Here is a 16,280-nt window from a genome sequence, read left to right on the forward strand (position 1 = left end):
CAAGCCGGACGAAGTACGGATGGCGGCGCTCGCCCGGGAACGTGTGCAAGGTCCTGACACCCCGGAAACTTTCGGCAGCTCACCCAAGCACCGCCGGACCGCAGATCCCAGATCCGGGCGCCCTCTTCTTTGAACGTGGGGGAGGAGACTGCGTGGCATGCGTCAGCGTCCATCAGCCGGGTGTGGATGGCGGCCGTGCGTCCGGTGCGCACTTGACGGCATTCGCCGGAGAGCAGGTCCCGGATCCGGATGGTGTCGTCGTCTCCAGCCGACAGCCGGAACGATCGTCCACGGTGACCGCGACCTCTTTCACCCTGGCGGTGTGGCCGCATAGTACGTGCCGACAGTGTCCTGATTGCGCCTCCCGGACTCGCACGGTCCCGTCCGCCCCCGCCGACACGGCGACCTGACCGTTACCGCTGACGGCAAGGGCGGGGATCTGTCCGGTGTGCCCTCCAGGATGCGGTGCCGTCCCTCCCCACGCAGATCCCATGCCTGGATCGTGCCGTGCTCGTTACTGATGAATGCCAGCGAACCATCAGGGTCATATGCGTTCCGCGGACCATGGAGCGGAACTGGTCCTCGGTGGGGAGGACCTCGCGCGGCCGCGCGTCGATCAAAGTCGTGCGCTGCCCGACTCGGGAGATTTCCTGCCAGCATTGGAGCAGAGCTCGATACCGCTGGTACCCGGGCACGACCCGCGCCCGGGTATCTCCTTGGCCGCAGCTGGGTTCCTACTCCAAGCCGAAGCGGTTCTTGAGGTACATGTACGTGAGGAAGTCGTCTGGCTCTCGCTGGTCCAGGAATATGATGCGTGTTTCGTCGTCTCGGGTCCAGATCTCGATCTCCCCGTTCCCGTAGGCGGGGCGGTGGCCGGTGACCCAATTCGCGTCCTGGACCTCGTCGAGGTCGATGCAGAGCTTCCTCCGAATGAGCTCCTGGTCCGGGCTGGCGCAAGGCGGAACGGCGCGAACACAGCGTTGCGCGGCCTGTTCGAGTTGCTGCAGCCCCTGGCGGGCGCGCGTCTGGGTGTCGGAGTGACCGGTGGCCATAGCCCGCTGGTAGAGGTCGCGAGCCTCGGCCGTACGGCCCTGTTCGGCTTCTAGGTTGCCGAGGTTGAGTAGGGCTTTGCGTGCATGCTCGTGGTGCCCTGTGGCGATCGCCTGCCGGTACAGCTTACGGGCCGCGCCTACGTTGCCCTGCCTGCGCTCGAACAGCCCGAAGTTGAACATCGCCTGCGGGGCGTGCTCGGGGTGAGCGCTGAGGACGGCCTTCCGAAAGGCGGCGCGCGCCGCCTCGACCCGACCCTCCACCGCCTCGAGGACCGCGAGGTTGCCCCATGCCTTGGGAGTCACCTCGACGTGTCCGGTGGCGATGGCCCGCTCCAAGGCTGTACGCGCCTCCACCGTCCGGCCGAGGTTCCTCTCCAGAGCGGCAAGCAGGAAGATGGCCTCGGCCACCTCGTCCTCATCGCCGGTTGCGATCAGCCGTCCGTATTCCTCACGAGCGGAGTCGGGATCGTTGACGGCGTCATCTGGATCCAACGCGACGCCTTCTCTCGAATGGAAGCCGGGAAGAACTGTTCTCATGGAACTATGTCATCTCTGTGCGGCGCCCCGGTGCCTGGACCTAGATCTGCACGGTGAAACCGTAGGCGTGGATCGGTAAGAGCCCGTGCGGATGAGCACGGTTGCGAACGTCGCCGGCACAGCCGGGCTGGTCTCGATGATCAGGGAGTGGCGACGCTCTGTGATCACGGAGGAGGCACAGCCCGCACTGACCGAACCGCTCGGGGAGCAGTTCGCGGCCCTGCTGCGCGAGCGGTCGGCGTATCGCCCGAACCCTCCGCCCGGCTGCCTCCGTCAGCGAATCATTGACCGGATCGTTTTGAGTGACACACCCAGGTCATGCATTCAACAGGGGAACAGTCATGCCGGGCTCGGAGGCCAGCGGACCTCTTGCAGAGCCGAGAGAAGAACAAAACGTGGGCACCGGTGATGAGGGTGTGCGCCGGTTGGGGGGCGAGTGCAGCCGGTGGGGGTAGAGCCTTTTTTCCACCACCAGATACCCCTACGGCAGCGCCAGATGATCGTGTGCGCGGGCTGGGAATGCGGCCGGTGGTCCATTCCGGGCCGAGCAGCACGGATAACTGAGACTATGACGCTCGGGTCGTCCTGGTGATGCCGCCTACCGCGTGGGTGCTTCGAGTTGACGGGGGACGGCGCCGGCGCGTAGTTCGTGCAGGTCCGGGATGTGGTTGTAGAGCGTGCCCGGGGAGACGCCGAGGAGCTTGGCAATCGAGGTGATGGAGCGGCCGGGGTCGGGAAGCAGGTCGCGTGCGGCGCGGATGATCTCCTCGGTGGCGACGCTTTGGCGTCCGCCGACCCGGCCGCGGGCGCGGGCGGCGGCGAGGCCCTCCTTGGTACCGATGACGATGAGTTCGCGGACGAACTCGGCGAGCGCGGCGAAGACGTGGAGGACGAGGCGACCGCCGGGGGTGGTGGTGTCGAGGTTCTCGTGCAGTGAGGTGAAGCCGATGCCGCGCTCGCGCAGCTTGGCGACCACGTTGATGAGGTCTGGAGGCTGCGGCCGTAGCGGTCGAGCGAGGGGACCACGAGCGTGTCGCCCGCGTCGAGGAACGCGTGGCACGCCTCCAGTTCGGGGCGGAGCGCGTCCTTGCCAGACTTCTTGTCCGCGAAGCTCTTCCGGCATCCGGCGGCGGTGAGCGCGTCGAGCTGCCGCTCCAGCTTCTGCCCGCCGGTCGACACTCGGGCGTACCCGATCTTGATCTCGATGCGTACGAGCGGCTCAGGGACGAGTATGTCCGCGTCATCCGCTGGCTCCTGAGTCGTCGCCACAGCCCCGGGTCATGTCAGAAAACGGCAGTCCGGGGGTGTTGAACGACCGAGGTTTTTGAAGGGTTTTTTGAAGGCCCCCGAGGGGTTGGGCACCCTTGCGGGAGGGATCTTCAGAAAACGAACAATTCTTGAAGATCCTGCAGGCGATCTGCCTGAATTCACTCCCGACACCTCCAGCTGCACCCAACCAGCTGCCACAGCCACCGCACCGGCTCCCCAAAGGCCACCGCAGCGCTTCGCGAGGGCAGGCGGTGTCTGAGTGTCAGATGACGAGGGTGTGACTGTCGGCGGGTGCGTCCAGGAGCGTGGCGACGGTTGTCAGTCCTTGCCGTACGCGCTCGTCAGTGCTCTCGTGACTGAGGCAGAGGCGGACAGCGGCGGGCGCCTCGGCCGCGGTGGCGAACGTCTCGGCGGTGTTGAGGAGTACGCCGGAGCGTTCGGCGGCGGCGGCGAAGGCCCTCGCCGTCCAGTACTGCGGCAGGACGAGCCACACGTGCGCCCCTTGCGGATGGGCATGGTGGACATGGCCGGAGAGCAGCCTGCGAGCCATGGCCTGCCGCCGTGCCGCGTGTGAGCGCTGAGCCTCGTTGAGTCGAGTTGCGGTGCCGTCCTTGATCCAGCGGCTCGCGATCTCGGCAATCAGGGGCGGCGGCATCCACGATGAGACCGCGACGGCGGCGCTGATCGCTGGAAGCAGTCGGTCGGGGGCATGGACGTAGCCGGCGCGGAGCCCCGGCGCCATGGATTTCGAGACGCTGGTGATGAAGACTGTGTGATCGGGTGCGAAGACCGACAGCGGCAACGGTCGGCTGTCGGGCAGGAATCCGAAGACGTCGTCCTCGACAATGACCAGGTCATGAGCGACGGCGATCCGGGCGATGTGTTCCCGGCGGCCCTCGCCCATCGTCGCGGTGGTCGGCGTTTGCAGGGTCGGTGTGCAGTAGAGCAGCTTGGGCGCCGTCGACCGGCAGGCGGCTTCCAATGAGTCCGGCACGATGCCCTCGTCATCCATGGCGAGGGCGTGGATCCGGACGCCGATATGCGCGGCGAGCGCCTTGAGCGGCGAGTAGGTCAACTGTTCGGTGAGCAGGGTGTCGCCGGGGCGGAGCAAGGCGAGCAAGGCCGCGCAGATGCCCTGCTGCGCCCCGTTGACGAGCACGATGCGTTCAGCCTCTGCCTCCAGGCCAAGGCCGCGCAGCCATACGGCTCCGGCCTCGGCGTGTCTGCCCCGCATCTCGCCGTGATCGAGAAGGGCGTTGAGGCCGTTGCTCCCGGCGAGTTCGGTGAGGGTCGCCGACAGCGCCTCCCCGGCCGCTCCGACGAAGGGCAGGCCCAGCGAAAGATCGACCGGGCCGTCGAGAGGTCGCGCCAACGCCACCGGGCCGGCCTGCGGCACAGCGTCAGCCGGACGCACGTAAGTACCTCGGCCGACCTCTCCCACGACATACCCCCGGCGCTTCGCCTCCGAGTAGGCGCGCATCACCGTGTTCGGTGAAAGGCCGAGCGCCTCTGCCAGATCCCGCTGCGTCGGCAAGCGGTCGCCGGTTCGCAAGCGACCTGCGGCGATGTCCGCGCCAAGTGCGTCGACGATGGCCTGCGCCCTCGTCCCGAGAGCTCCTGCGATCGACGGAATCCACATATCCATAGATGCAATCATGTCATTGCATTGAACTGTCACGCTATTCAATCGATGTAATATGAGTCGATCGGAAGCCGCGGACGGCGACGTCCACATCGCAGCGTCGTCGTGCCAACAAGGGGAGGGCCCGATCATGGCCCAGATCTCGCACCGCGCATCCGGCATACGGAAGCCCGACTCGTCCCCCGTGGGCACGCTGAGGTCGATGCGTGAACTCCTCCGCCTGGACATGAACGTTGGCTTCGCCCGTGCCGTCCTGGACGGAAAAGTCGAGGGACAGATCTGGATGTCCGAGTCAGTCGGAGACGGCGCCGTACATGCCGTCCATCCGTATGGGATGTCACTCGTCTGGGGCGACCGCGTCGACGAGGCGTTCGACGAGCTGATCGAGCGCATTCGGCTTGGGCGCTATCGATCGCGGCACGAGTGGCTCCAGATCGATCCGCGGTGGACCGCTCTTCCGTGGGAAGTGCGACTCACCAGGCCGGATATGCCTGGACAGGCACGACCGACCGTCGGCACTCGGATCAACTTTGCGTTCGATCCCGACCGGTTCCGGGCCCCGCATGAAGGCTCTATCGCGTCTGGAGACTGGTCGATCGTTCGTGCGGACGCGTCGGACTTCGCTCGACCGGGCTCTGTAGTGCCAGCGGAGTTCTGGCGCGGCGCATCGCAGTTCCTCGAACACGGTGGAGGATGGCGCGCCGAGAAGAACGGGACACGCGGAGCGCTGGCCTTCACCTCGTTCCGGTTCGAGGACGAACTTGAACTCGGCATCGAGACCGCGCCCGAAGCGCGCGGGCAGGGCCTTGGAACTGCCGTCGCATCCCGCATGGTCAAGGATCTCCTCGACGATGGCCTTACTCCTGTCTGGGCCTGCCGAGCAGACAATCTGGCATCTCACCGTTTGGCGGAGAAGCTGGGCTTTCGTCCCGTGAGGCGCCTTCCGTACTACGGTCTAGCGGTCCCCGATCATTCCGCATGAGGCGTCAGGGGCGGGTGCGCGTCAGTCTTCGTCGTCAGTGCCCGGGTCGCGCTGTGGACGCAGGCCCCGGCTGGGGCCGCTGGCCTTGATGTTGAACAGGTAGCGGCCCAGGAAGTTGATGTACCGGTCCTTGAGCGGGGAGAGGCGGGCGACGTCCTCGTCCTTGATGTCGTGGCCCTCGGCGCGCAGCACCGCGACGGCGGCGTCCAGGTAGCGGGTGTTCCACAGCACGATGGCGTTGAGGACCAGGCCGAGGGCGGCGAGCTGGTTCTCCTGGCCCTCGCGGCCGAACATCCGCAGCAGGTCGTAGGCGCGTACCTGGTTGGCGATGAGTGATCCGGCGACGCGGAGCATGTCCGGCCAGTGCGTGGTGATCCGCGTAAGGTTGACCTTGTTGCGGCGACGGCGTCCAGCGGCCCGTACCCGGAGGCCGGGGCCTCGCCGTCGGGCAGGTCCGCACGCCAGAACCGCTGGTCGTTCAGGTCGGGGAAGCGCGGGGCGAAGCGGAAGCCAAGCATCTTGTACAGGCCGAACGCCATGTCGGAGTACGAGGCGTTGTCGGTGGCGACCATCTCCGGCTTCACCCCGCCGTCGAGGTTGAACAGGGTGTCCAGCGTGTAGAGGCTGTCGCGCGGGGTGCGGCGTATACGACCATCGCGCCGATCCCCGCGACCTGGTCGTTGACTGCGTTGAGCAGGTCACCCCGCGTTTGTATCCGTAGTACTTGGGCGAGGGGCCGGTGTTGATGCTCTTGAGGGGGACGACGAAGCGCCGGCCGTCGACGGAGGCGACCGGTCCGCCGCCCCACATCTGGGCCAGCTCGATGCGGGACTGGGCGGTGATGAGCGCGGCGTTCGCCGCGGCGATGGTGTCGGCGTGCACGTAGTTCTGGCCGACGTGGGAAGGCGGGTCGGCCCACCGGTTCGACGGCGCGGCGAATACGTCGCGCCGGTTCAGCGCGCGGTGCAGGTGCCCCAGCACGCACACCACGTACGCATCCCGGTCGACGGAGCCCTGGGGCAACTTGGCGTTGAAGAACACCGCCCCTTCCACATCGCGGGCACCAGCTCGGCGCCGACCTCACGCGGCAGCAGCGGGCGGTCCTTGACCCGCCGGCGCGAAAGCGCGGGAGCCGCCGCACCGCCTTGAGTAGGCGCCGCCCGGCGGGGGCCGCACCCAGGGCCGCCCGACTCGCCGAGCAGGGAGAGGAACGGGCACAGTGTTGTAGCGCAGGGCCAGCTTCTCGCGCATCGCCGCCTCGGCCGACCCCTCGTCCTCCGGCGCCAGGGCCTCCATGGTCGCCACCGCCGAGGAGACCGCCGTACGCGGCACCGCCTCCTCCACCGCCGCCCACAGCGCGGCGACGTCCAGGTCCGCCTCATGTTCGGCGACCAGGACCAGCTCCTCGGGAAGGATCTTCGACGTCTTCGCCAGGATGCGGGCCGCCTTCTCCAACTGCGGCAGCATCGCCAGGCGTTCCCGGTCTGCGGCCCGCCGCGCGGGGCTGATCAGCCGGTTCGCCATCGGCACCGCGAACAGGTCGAGCGCGTCGTCGACCGCCTGCGCCTCCAGTTGCCGCACCAGCGCCGTCAGCAGCGCCGTCAGCAGCGCCGTCAGCAGCGCGGTCCGCCGCGGCTTCGGCGCTCGCTCGATCGTCTGCGCCTTGCTCAACTGCCCTTAGCGGGCCAGCACAGAGAGCCGGTTCACCGGCACCCGGGACAGGTTCACCCGCCCCAGCACGTTTGAAGTCCGTCCCGTACGCCTCGTCGGCGGTGGCCCACGACACCGGCACCCCCGCCTCCAGCGCGCGGGCCAGCATCGCCCGCGCCTCCTGCGCCGGCTTGGTCGCGAACTCCGCCTCGGCCGGGATGCCGGCTCAACGCACCGAGGTCGGTCGGCCAACCAGGACTTGGGCGGATACAGTTCGGCGTCGATCAATGCCCCTCCCCAGCGGGGAGGCGTATGCCAGGAACACCCCGAGCTGGCAGTTCTCGATCCGGCCCGCGGTCCCGGAGTACTGGCACTGCACCCCGGCCGACTTCGCGCCCTTCTTGATGAACCCCGTCTTGTCCACGATCAGCACGCCGTCGCGGTGCCCGAGGATTAGCCCGCAGGTCATCGCGCATCCCGCGTGCATCCCAATGGGCGCCGTAAGCAACCGCTACATCCGGCCCGGCGAGGTGGCACCAGCGGCCTCGGCCAACTGCCAGCCGCACTTGCGTTCCACCGGAGCCAGCAGCCCAGTCACATACGCCCGCGCCTGCCGGCTCGGCTCCACCCGCCCGAACCGCGACGCCACCCGAGCAAGCAGCGCATCCAGCCCCGAAACCCACACCTGCAGATCACCGGCAGTCACCACAAAACGGCACGCTACACCCAGCCAATTACGAATCAGGCTGTAGTACTAGCAGTCTCCCCACCAGCGCCGAGCCCCACCAGCGCCGAGCCGGTCCCGGCCGCGCCTCGCTGCCAGACCGCAGACAAGCCGCCGGCCGCACCCGCGGGATCCTGGATCCACCACCAGGTCGCTCACCCCACCGGCACGGCTCCGACCCGGATGCGCTGGACCGGCAGGTTCGCGGCCTCCGTCCCCCTCCCATCCGTGCGCGTGAATAAGGCAGCGACGCGATGGTCGTGCACGTGCCGTCCACCACACGCGGGTCCCCACCCCGGTCCAGGTCGGCATTGCGGCCGCAGCGCTCGCGTGTCCGATCCTCGCGCCCTCAGAAGTTCCGTTCCTGAGACGACCGGAACGACCCCCTTCGGGCGTGCGCCTGGCCCTCACGCGTCCACGTACTGGGCGGCGTAGTCGGCGCCCGCCTCGATGGGGGTGATGACATCGACGAGAACCCCGTTCGGGTCGGCGACGATGAAGTGCCGCTGCCCGAAATCCTCGTCGCGCAGTTCGAGTTCAGGCTTCAGCCCCTCCTGCATGACGAGCCGCTCCCACTCGGCGTCCACGTCCTCCACCTCGTAGTTCAGCAGCAGTCCCTGGACGGGACGGCGGTACGCCTCGGGCAACGTCGGGTGGGTGTGGTCGAGCAGAGCGAGCTCGTAGGACGGCGTCCCCCCGTACTTCAGGCTCACGTACCAGTCGGCCTCGAACGTCGTCGTGTACCCCAGCAGCCGGATGTAGAAGTCCTTGGACTCATCGAGCCGGGAGGTGCAGATCACCGGATAGAAGCTGGTCAGATTCATGGTCGACCCCTTTCGCATACCGTTGGTGTGTGAAGGTATATTGGCATACCGCCGGTATGTCAAGGAGGTCGTGTGAGCGTCAGAGCACAGCGGCGGGAGCGGACCAGGCAGGAGTTGCTCCGCGCGAGCAGGCTCCTGTTCGCCGACCGCGGCTACGGCGCGGTCAGCCTGGCGGAGATCGTGGAGGCCGCCGGGGTCACCAAGGGCGCCCTCTACCACCTGTTCGCGAGCAAGGCCGACCTGTTCCGGGCCGTCCTGGAGCAGGTGCAGGGGGAGGTGGGCGAGACGGTCGCGCGGACGGCCGACGCCCACGACGACCCGTGGACCCGGCTGACCGCGGGCTGTCAGGCGTTCCTCGCCGCGAGCACCGCGCCCGGCGTCCAGCGGATCATGCTCGTCGACGGTCCGGCCGTCCTGGGCTGGAACGAGTGGCGCGCACTGGACGAACAGGCCTCGGCCCGGTACCTGGCCGAGGCGCTCACCGAACTCATCCAAGCAGAAGTGATCGCCCCCCAGCCGGTCGCCCCGCTCACCCACCTGCTGTCGGGCGCGATGAACGAGGCGGCACTCTGGCTGGCCTCCTCCGGCGACCCCGCGAACCTCCCCGACACCCAGGCCGCCCTGGCAAGGCTGCTGGAAGCCCTCCATGCCGCATGAACCTCCACACCACGATCGTCACCGCTGCCAGGATGTTCGTCGGCACCAACATCGACGACCTCATCATGCTGACGATGCTCTTCCTGACGTAGCGGACCGGCGGCGCCCCGGAGTCATGGTGGATCTTGGCCGGCCAGTACGCGGGGATCGCCTGTCCCTGATCACCGCGCTCGGCCTGACGATCGTCAAGTCCTCACGGCGTCGGTCGTGCGTGGCGCTTGCGGGCGTTCCTCATCCCCACGAGGGATGGTTCGCCGTCGATGCGCAGTTCGCATCTTGGCCGCCAGTTCCGTCCCGGCCAAGTCCGCCGCCGGTCATGGCCGCGGCGGAGAGTCGCCGCCGCTGGTCGAGTGGGTACTTGCACAGCCGACGGTCGGGAGCCGTTGGACACCGCGAATCCGTCAGGTGTTCTCGGCCGCGAGGGTCTCGTCGGTCTTGACCAGGGTTGCGTTGCGACGACAGGTGCGGGCCGCGTTCTTGGCGATCTTAGTTTCGACGGCGGCGTCTAGATCGACGCCGCGCATTTCGGCGATGGATACCAGGAACATCAGGGTGTCGGCGAGTTCGGCGCCGAGGTTGTCGGGCTGTTTGCGGGAGGCTTCCGAAAACTCGGCGTGCGCGAGCGCGAATTCCAGATTCACGTCGGTGGTGTCGAACCCCTTGGCGACCTTGTTTTCCCGGGCGAGCTTTTGGATCTCGCGCAACTGCATGATGATCCTCCGCCCATCGGTGCTGGTGAGGCGCTCGGTGCGGATGGGACTCACCCTATCGAGGACCGTACTGCTCGGGACGGCGGGTTATCGGAGAAAGGTGCGGGTTCAGGGGCTGGGTCAGGCCGCTGAGGCGGTTTGAACGGTGACGGTGGGTGCGCGGGCGGCGAGGTCGGCGAAGACCCTGGTGTAGCCGTTGATCAATGCGGTGAGCTCCCGAAGACCGGGGGCCTTCTCATCGCGTTGCCGGAGGGCGCTGCGATCACTTCGGGGGCGCGGTGAGGTGGACGAACCCAGTCGATGAGCTTCTGATTGTCCTCCATCGACCGCACCACACCCGCCCCCAAGATCGACAACCGAGAACTCGCCGCTTGACCTGCAGAAACAGGATCACGAGGAGGCCGACTCATGCACCACTCCGCTGGACGTGACCCTCGCGGCTCATCTGCGGGCCGGGTCAGCACGACGCGGTGAGGGTCATGTGTCCCGATGGTGGGCCGCGACCGTGTGTGACCTCGTAGGGCGGCCGTACCCGAGCGGTCGCGCCCCCTGCTCCTGACGCTACAGTCAGCGGGCTTTTGCCACCTCACCGGCGTCCTGGCAGGCAGCCTTGTCGGTGTGCAGGTCCGCCGTGCGCGTCTTCGACAGGCCGAGTGCGCCGACGAACTGGTCGCGTTCGGCCGCGCTGATCGGTGCCGCCCGGGCACACCCCGGGGATCGCGGGCTTATTCCGCGCCCCCTGCCAATTCCTCGTACAACCCTTCCATAGCGGTGTGGTCGTCGTCGGTGCCGGTGTGCGGAGCGGCGAACCAGCGCGCGTACTCGGCGATCTCGGAAAGCCGCCAGTCCAGCGCGAACAGCTCGACCATCGCGGGGTCGGGGAGCAAGAGGTCTGCCGCAGCGAGCAGGTCGGCGTAGTCTCGTTCGGGCGGCGCCAGGGCCAGCGATTCCCAGTCGACCAGCCTCAACCCATGGGCGGTCATGACCTGGTTGTCGTTGTGCGGCTCGCCGTGTGTCGGCACCCATGAGTCCCGGCGGGAGAATGCTATTTCCGCCAGTTCCAGGTAACGGCCCGTCCAACACTTGATCGCATCGTCGTGTGCGGCAAGAGCGACCCGCGCCTGCTCCGCCAACGGGCCGCTGGTCCAGGGCTCGGCGGTGCGAGCTCGCAACTCATCCGCGAATTCAGCGCCGACCTGCGGAGTCCAAAACCGCAGGCCATCAGGCGGGGCAGCGCGATGAAGCGCGGCCAGCGCGAGAACGACCTCGCGGACATGCCGGGGCTCGCGGGCCTCCGCCTCGGTCGGGCTCCGGCCCTCCAGCCACGGCGTCACGCTGAGCGCACCGGCCCCGACGTCGGCGGTGAACCGCCCGGACCGGGCGGGCAACGGCGCACACACCACGTCCAGACCAGAGACGGCCAGTGCGGCAGCCCCGGCGTAGGCGGCCTCCAGGGAATTCGCGGTGTGCCGGGGCTCCAACTGGTCCAACGTCACGAACAGAGTGGCCTCCCCGCCGATCGCACGCCAATGATGCGCGCCGAAACCCCACGGCAGGTAGCTGATATCGGCAATCTCGGGCAGCCAGTGCGTAGCGACCGCATGCGCGATCACCTCGTCACTGATGAAGGAAGGACGGGACAACATAAGACCCAATCCTAGTAGGGCAGCCGCACTTGGTGATCTCGGTTCGGTGACGGAGCCGGATGTGAGGCGGCCACCTCTGTGATCAAGACGGTGTGCCCGCTAGCCTGATCCATCGCGGACCGGACCCTGAGATCCTGAGACATATGCCCCTGGAGAACGTGAACCTCGACTGGGCGCTCGCCGAGTTGAGGGCCCCGACCAGCAAGGACTCTTATCTGCGCGCGTTCGGCATCCTGCTGCACAGTGAGTACGTGAGCGAAGCCCTGGACGAATACCAGGACGCGGTGACGCGCAGTCGGTTTGCCGGGGGGAATCCGCTTGAGCCGTTCGCCGACGAGGTGCTTGTCGCCGCGCGGGGTATGCTCCGCCGCCTTCCGGCATCCAGCGAGGAGGGTGTCGACCACGTGCATGCCCTGCGTGCGATGATGAACCTGGCCGGGGCCGAGGACGCGGACCTGATCGCTGACGCTCTCGAAGGCGCCACTGACGTGAACGTGCGGGAAGCGGGTATCTTCGCGGCCTCCGCCGCGTTGCAGGACGGGCCCGTACCGAATCCGCGGCTGCTGGCGGTGGTCGGCGGCATGGTTTTCGATGAGACGCTCGACATCGCAGAGCGGTGTGACGCGCTTTCGGCTCTGAACGGGGTCGAGGCACCGGAGGTCGACGACCTGCTTGTCCGCGCGACCGAGTCGGACGAGTTGGAACTTCAGATCGGGGCCGCGCTTCACCTCGTTCTGCCGAGCCGGATCCAGGTCCACCGGGAGCGGGTGGAGCGTCTCGTGGCGTCCTGGCCGTCCACCACGGGCGGTTACGCCGACATCGTGCGCGAGTACCTCGCGGGCTTCCACACCGAATAGTCGGGCAGCCGCACTTGGCGATCTCGGTTCGGTGACGGAGCCGGACGTGAGACGGCCACCGCTGTGATCATGAAGATGTGCATGGACGACATGACCGGCGGAGGCCGTGACCGTAATGGAGATCGACCCGGCCGGGTGGGTACGGCGGCTGGATGAGCTGTTCGGCGAGGTGGTGGCCCCGGCGGTGTTCCGGCGGGAGCCCAGGTTGCGGGCCCGGGCGTATGTGCTGGGATTGCTGAGCGGGCTGGAGCATAAGAACGGGTGGTCGCTGGCGGAGTTCGCCGGGGACTCCACGCCGGATGGGATGCAGCGGTTGTTGAACGCTGCGGTGTGGGATGCCGATCGGGTGCGGGACGCGCTGCGTCGCGTGGTGGCCCGGCGGATCGGCTCGGCCGATGGGGTGCTGGCGGTCGATGACACCGGGTTTGAGAAGACCGGCCGCCGGTCGGCGGGGGTGCAGCGGCAGTACACCGGCACCGCGGGGAAGATCACCAACTGTCAGATCGGGGTGTTCTGCTCCTATGTCGATCCGGGCCGGCATCGGGTGCTGATCGACCGGGAGTTGTATGTGCCCAAGTCCTGGTATGCCGCCCCGGATCGGCTGGCCGATGCCGGAGTGGACGATGACCTGCGGTTTTCGACCAAGCCGGAGCTGGCGTGGGTGATGATCGAACGTGCCGCCGACGACCCGCTCTTCCTGTTCGGCTGGGTGACAGGGGACGAGGCCTACGGTGACAACGGGCCGCTGCGCACCAAGCTGGAGCGCCGCGGGCTGAACTACGTCATGGCGGTGTCGTGCGATCACCACCTCACCCTGGCCACCGGCAAGATGCGGGCCGATCATCTGGCCGCGGACCTGGCCGCCGACGCGTGGCAGCGGTACTCGTGCGGACCAGGTTCCAAGGGCGAAAGGTGGTACGACTGGGCCTGGATCCACCTGGACGAGCACCATCAACTGCTGGTGCGCCGCAGCGTGTCCGACCCCTCCGAGCTGGCCTTCTACCGCTGCTACAGCACCGGGCCGGTGACATTGGGCGAGCTGGTGCGGGTGGCCGGATCCAGGTGGAGCATCGAGGAATGTTTTCAGGCGACCAAGAACGAGGTCGGCCTCGATCACTACCAGGTCCGCAAGCGCCTGGCCTGGTATCGGCACATCACGCTGGCCATGGTCGCACATGCTCATCTGGCCCTCACCGCGGCGGCGGCGCAGGAAACCGAGCCGCCGCCCGGCCCTGATCCTGGTCTCGGCACCGAAACGGGCACTGACCAGGGCGAGCACGAGCTCGCCACACAGGGGGCCGGCAGCCTGTGGACAACGAAACGCCCCTCCGAATCCGCGTGACGAATCGCTCACCGTCGATCACCTCGGAGACGACGAGCTGATCCCGCTCACCGTCAACGAGATCCGCCGCCTGCACGCTCTGGCCCACCAACCCCAGCACTCCTGGAATCACCATCTGCGCTGGTCACACTGGCGACGCCGCCACCAACTCCGCGCCCGCCGATGCCATTACCGGCGACAACGAACCCGAGATCACTAACTGCGGCTGCCCTACTAGGAGGCACGCGGACACACATGCATGGGATTTTTCGCTGCTCGGCCGACCTGACGCCACCGCGGCAGCGGTGAACAGAATCGCAAGCAGCTTCTCATAAACGATCCTTTGTGCGAGCAAGATCAACGAACCATCGGGGAACCGGGTTCGATCCTCGACCGATTCTCAGAACCCATTCTGAGAGCAGCAGTCGGCGTCCTTCGTCGTGGGCGAACTGCCGCGCTCAGACCGGTTCTGCCGTCGACCCCCACCTCACCCTCGACAACGACATCTCGTCATCGAGGGTGAGGTCGGTCGCCATGCCCCCCGTGGGGACCGCTCGTTTCCGACGGTCACGGCGGCGGCTGTTCCACCTCCTTCGCGAACATGACCGACCTGGCGGGGGAGGCGACGGCGATGTGAAGGCGGCCGGTGATCGGGTGGGCACCGACGTGGGCGCGAACTCCGAACACCTCCTTGATGAAGGCCGGTGTCAGGACCTCGACCGGGGGCCCATGGCCGACGACGCGGCCATCGCGTAGCACGACGATGTGGTCGGCGTAGGCGGCGGCCTGGTCAAGGTCGTGCAGGGCGGCCAGCAGGGTGAGCCCGAGCGAGCGGATCAGGTCGAGGAGGACGAACTGGGAGCCGACGTCAAGGTGGTTGGTGGGTTCGTCCAGGACCAGCAGTGGCGCCTGCTGGGCGAGCGCCCTGGCCAGCAGGACGCGTTGGCGTTCGCCGCCGGACAGGCTGCTCACCAGTCGGTCGGTTGCCCAGTCCATCCCGACGCGTTGCAGCGCGGTGCTGACCGCTGCGCGGTCGGCGGCGGTCTCGCGGTCCAGGGGCGACATGCGTCCGACGCGTCCGACGGCGACGAGTTCGGCCACCGAGAACTCCCCGGCGGCCTGGTCGTGCTGGGGGAGGACCGCTCGGCGTCGTGCGGCCTGTCGGGGGCGCATCTGCCACAGGTCCTCGCCATCGAGTAGGACGGCACCGCTTGTCGGGCGCAGCGACCGGTACACGGTGCGCAGCAGGGTCGACTTGCCGCTGCCGTTCGGGCCGACGAGGGCGACGAACTCACCGGGTGCCGCGGTCAGATCGACGTTGCTGACGATAGGGCGGGAGTCGATGTGGGCGGTGATGCCTGCAAGATCAAGACGCATGGTCGCCTCCGCGGGCCCTGCGCCGCAACAACAGGAGGAAGAACGGCACGCCGAGGCCGGTGGTGAAGATCCCGACCGGCAGCTCGTCGGGGCGGGCGGCGGTCCTTGCGGCCAGGTCGACCAGGACCATGAACACCGCACCGGTGAGCAGGGCCACGGGCAGGACCCTGCGGTGATCTGCGCCGACGACCAAGCGCACCATATGGGGCACCATCAGCCCGATGAAGCCGATGCCGCCGGCGACGCTGACAACGGTCGCGGTGAGCAGAGAGCCGATGACCAGCAGCCCGACGCGCAGGGCAGGGACCGAGATGCCCATCCCGGTGGCTGCCTCCTCTCCGGCCAGCAGCGCGTTGAGCGCACGGGCCTGTAGTAGCAGGCAGGTGAGGCATCCGAGGATGACGGCGGAGGGCAGGCCGAGGTCCTGCCAGGACGCCCCCGCGACGCTGCCCATCAGCCAGAACATCATCCCCTGGAGTTCGGTGGGATTGAGTTGGAGTTGGACGAAGGTGGTGGCGGCGGTGCACAGGTACCCGATGGCGACGCCGGTCAGGACGAGCCAGGAGTCCAGAAGGCGCCCGGCGCGCTGGGCGAGCAGGTAGACCAGCGCCGATGACAGCATGGCTGCGGTGAACGCAGCACCTGTGATGCCCAGAGTGCCGACGAGTCCGCCCAGTACGGTGCCGCCGAGGGCGGGTACCAGGACCGCACCGAGGGACGCGCCGGAGGAGACGCCGAGGATGTAAGGGTCGGCAAGGGGATTGCGGACCAGTGCCTGGAGCGCGACACCGGCGACCGACAACCCGGCCCCGGCGAGCGCGGCCAGCAGTACCCGCGGCGTCCGGATCTGCCAGACGACCTGGTCGAGGAGCGGGTCTGCGTCATGTCCGGACAGGTGCGCCCAGATCACGCCCCAGACCTTCGCGAGGGGCAGGTTGACCGATCCCACCGAGATGGCCGCCGCCATGGCCGCCGTGAGCGCGCAGACCAGCGTGGCCAGCAGCAGCCCGGTCGCGGGCCCGGACACCAGGT

General features: G+C 67.9%; 12 protein-coding genes and 4 pseudogenes. 4 read left to right on the forward strand and 12 right to left on the reverse strand.

Annotated elements, in window-relative coordinates; all coding sequences use genetic code 11:
* Positions 1–172: 172 nt before the first annotated feature.
* The 4 genes and pseudogenes from ACQEU6_RS02090 to ACQEU6_RS02105 form a co-directional block, all read right to left on the reverse strand.
* A complete protein-coding gene (locus ACQEU6_RS02090) occupies positions 173–493 on the reverse strand; it encodes a WD40 repeat domain-containing protein (RefSeq protein WP_499328872.1) in 321 nt (106 codons plus the stop codon).
* 241 nt (positions 494–734) lie between these two features.
* A complete protein-coding gene (locus tag ACQEU6_RS02095) occupies positions 735–1,589 on the reverse strand; it encodes a tetratricopeptide repeat protein (protein ID WP_499328873.1) in 855 nt (284 codons plus the stop codon).
* A 598-nt stretch (positions 1,590–2,187) separates the two neighbouring features.
* Positions 2,188–2,858 (reverse strand): annotated as a pseudogene (locus ACQEU6_RS02100) (recombinase family protein).
* A gap of 262 nt (positions 2,859–3,120) precedes the next feature.
* On the reverse strand, positions 3,121–4,503 hold the full coding sequence (locus tag ACQEU6_RS02105) for an aminotransferase-like domain-containing protein (protein ID WP_499328874.1): 1,383 nt from the start codon (positions 4,501–4,503) through the stop codon (positions 3,121–3,123).
* Between the two features lie 199 nt (positions 4,504–4,702).
* On the opposite strand from ACQEU6_RS02105, the gene ACQEU6_RS02110 reads away from it, so the two are divergent.
* Positions 4,703–5,482 carry a GNAT family N-acetyltransferase gene (locus ACQEU6_RS02110; RefSeq protein WP_499328875.1) on the forward strand — a complete coding sequence of 260 codons (780 nt, stop codon included), beginning with the start codon at positions 4,703–4,705 and terminating at the stop codon, positions 5,480–5,482.
* Positions 5,483–5,503: 21 nt separating this feature from the next.
* On the opposite strand, the pseudogene ACQEU6_RS02115 reads toward ACQEU6_RS02110, so the two are convergent.
* The 4 genes and pseudogenes from ACQEU6_RS02115 to ACQEU6_RS02130 form a co-directional block, all read right to left on the reverse strand.
* Positions 5,504–6,394, reverse strand: a pseudogene (locus tag ACQEU6_RS02115) (Tn3 family transposase); the annotation flags it as partial.
* A gap of 168 nt (positions 6,395–6,562) precedes the next feature.
* Positions 6,563–7,153: a hypothetical protein gene (locus ACQEU6_RS02120; protein ID WP_499340575.1), complete on the reverse strand. Its 591-nt coding sequence runs from the start codon at positions 7,151–7,153 to the stop codon at positions 6,563–6,565.
* An 82-nt stretch (positions 7,154–7,235) separates the two neighbouring features.
* Positions 7,236–7,823 (reverse strand): annotated as a pseudogene (locus ACQEU6_RS02125) (IS701 family transposase); the annotation flags it as partial.
* Between the two features lie 440 nt (positions 7,824–8,263).
* Positions 8,264–8,680, reverse strand: coding sequence for a VOC family protein (locus tag ACQEU6_RS02130; protein ID WP_499328876.1), 417 nt, complete (start codon positions 8,678–8,680; stop codon positions 8,264–8,266).
* 72 nt (positions 8,681–8,752) lie between these two features.
* Here ACQEU6_RS02130 and ACQEU6_RS02135 point away from each other — a divergent pair, with 72 nt between their 5' ends.
* A complete protein-coding gene (locus ACQEU6_RS02135; RefSeq protein WP_499328877.1) occupies positions 8,753–9,337 on the forward strand; it encodes a TetR/AcrR family transcriptional regulator in 585 nt (194 codons plus the stop codon).
* Between the two features lie 401 nt (positions 9,338–9,738).
* On the opposite strand, the gene ACQEU6_RS02140 is transcribed toward ACQEU6_RS02135, so the two are convergent.
* Together ACQEU6_RS02140 and ACQEU6_RS02145 are read right to left on the reverse strand one after the other, a co-directional pair.
* Positions 9,739–10,101 carry a nucleoside triphosphate pyrophosphohydrolase family protein gene (locus ACQEU6_RS02140; protein WP_499328878.1) on the reverse strand — a complete coding sequence of 121 codons (363 nt, stop codon included), beginning with the start codon at positions 10,099–10,101 and terminating at the stop codon, positions 9,739–9,741.
* 671 nt (positions 10,102–10,772) lie between these two features.
* Complete coding sequence (locus ACQEU6_RS02145; RefSeq protein ID WP_499328879.1) at positions 10,773–11,693, reverse strand: phosphotransferase family protein; 921 nt, start codon at positions 11,691–11,693, stop codon at positions 10,773–10,775.
* Between the two features lie 143 nt (positions 11,694–11,836).
* On the opposite strand from ACQEU6_RS02145, the gene ACQEU6_RS02150 reads away from it, so the two are divergent.
* Both ACQEU6_RS02150 and ACQEU6_RS02155 read left to right on the forward strand, forming a co-directional pair.
* On the forward strand, positions 11,837–12,550 hold the full coding sequence (locus ACQEU6_RS02150) for a hypothetical protein (RefSeq protein WP_499328613.1): 714 nt from the start codon (positions 11,837–11,839) through the stop codon (positions 12,548–12,550).
* Between the two features lie 115 nt (positions 12,551–12,665).
* A pseudogene (locus ACQEU6_RS02155) lies at positions 12,666–13,778 on the forward strand (IS701 family transposase); the annotation flags it as partial.
* Between the two features lie 660 nt (positions 13,779–14,438).
* Here the strand turns inward: ACQEU6_RS02155 and ACQEU6_RS02160 are convergent.
* The gene (locus tag ACQEU6_RS02160; RefSeq protein ID WP_499328880.1) at positions 14,439–15,248 is read right to left on the reverse strand and encodes an ABC transporter ATP-binding protein; all 810 of its coding nucleotides are present in this window, start codon (positions 15,246–15,248) and stop codon (positions 14,439–14,441) included.
* Positions 15,238–16,275 (reverse strand): FecCD family ABC transporter permease, encoded by a 1,038-nt coding sequence (locus tag ACQEU6_RS02165; RefSeq protein ID WP_499328881.1) that lies wholly within the window; start codon positions 16,273–16,275, stop codon positions 15,238–15,240. The genes ACQEU6_RS02160 and ACQEU6_RS02165 overlap by 11 nt, the downstream gene beginning before the upstream one ends.
* Positions 16,276–16,280 lie beyond the last annotated feature (5 nt).

Source organism: Spirillospora sp. CA-108201, from assembly GCF_050936235.1.
Taxonomy (GTDB): domain Bacteria; phylum Actinomycetota; class Actinomycetes; order Streptosporangiales; family Streptosporangiaceae; genus Spirillospora.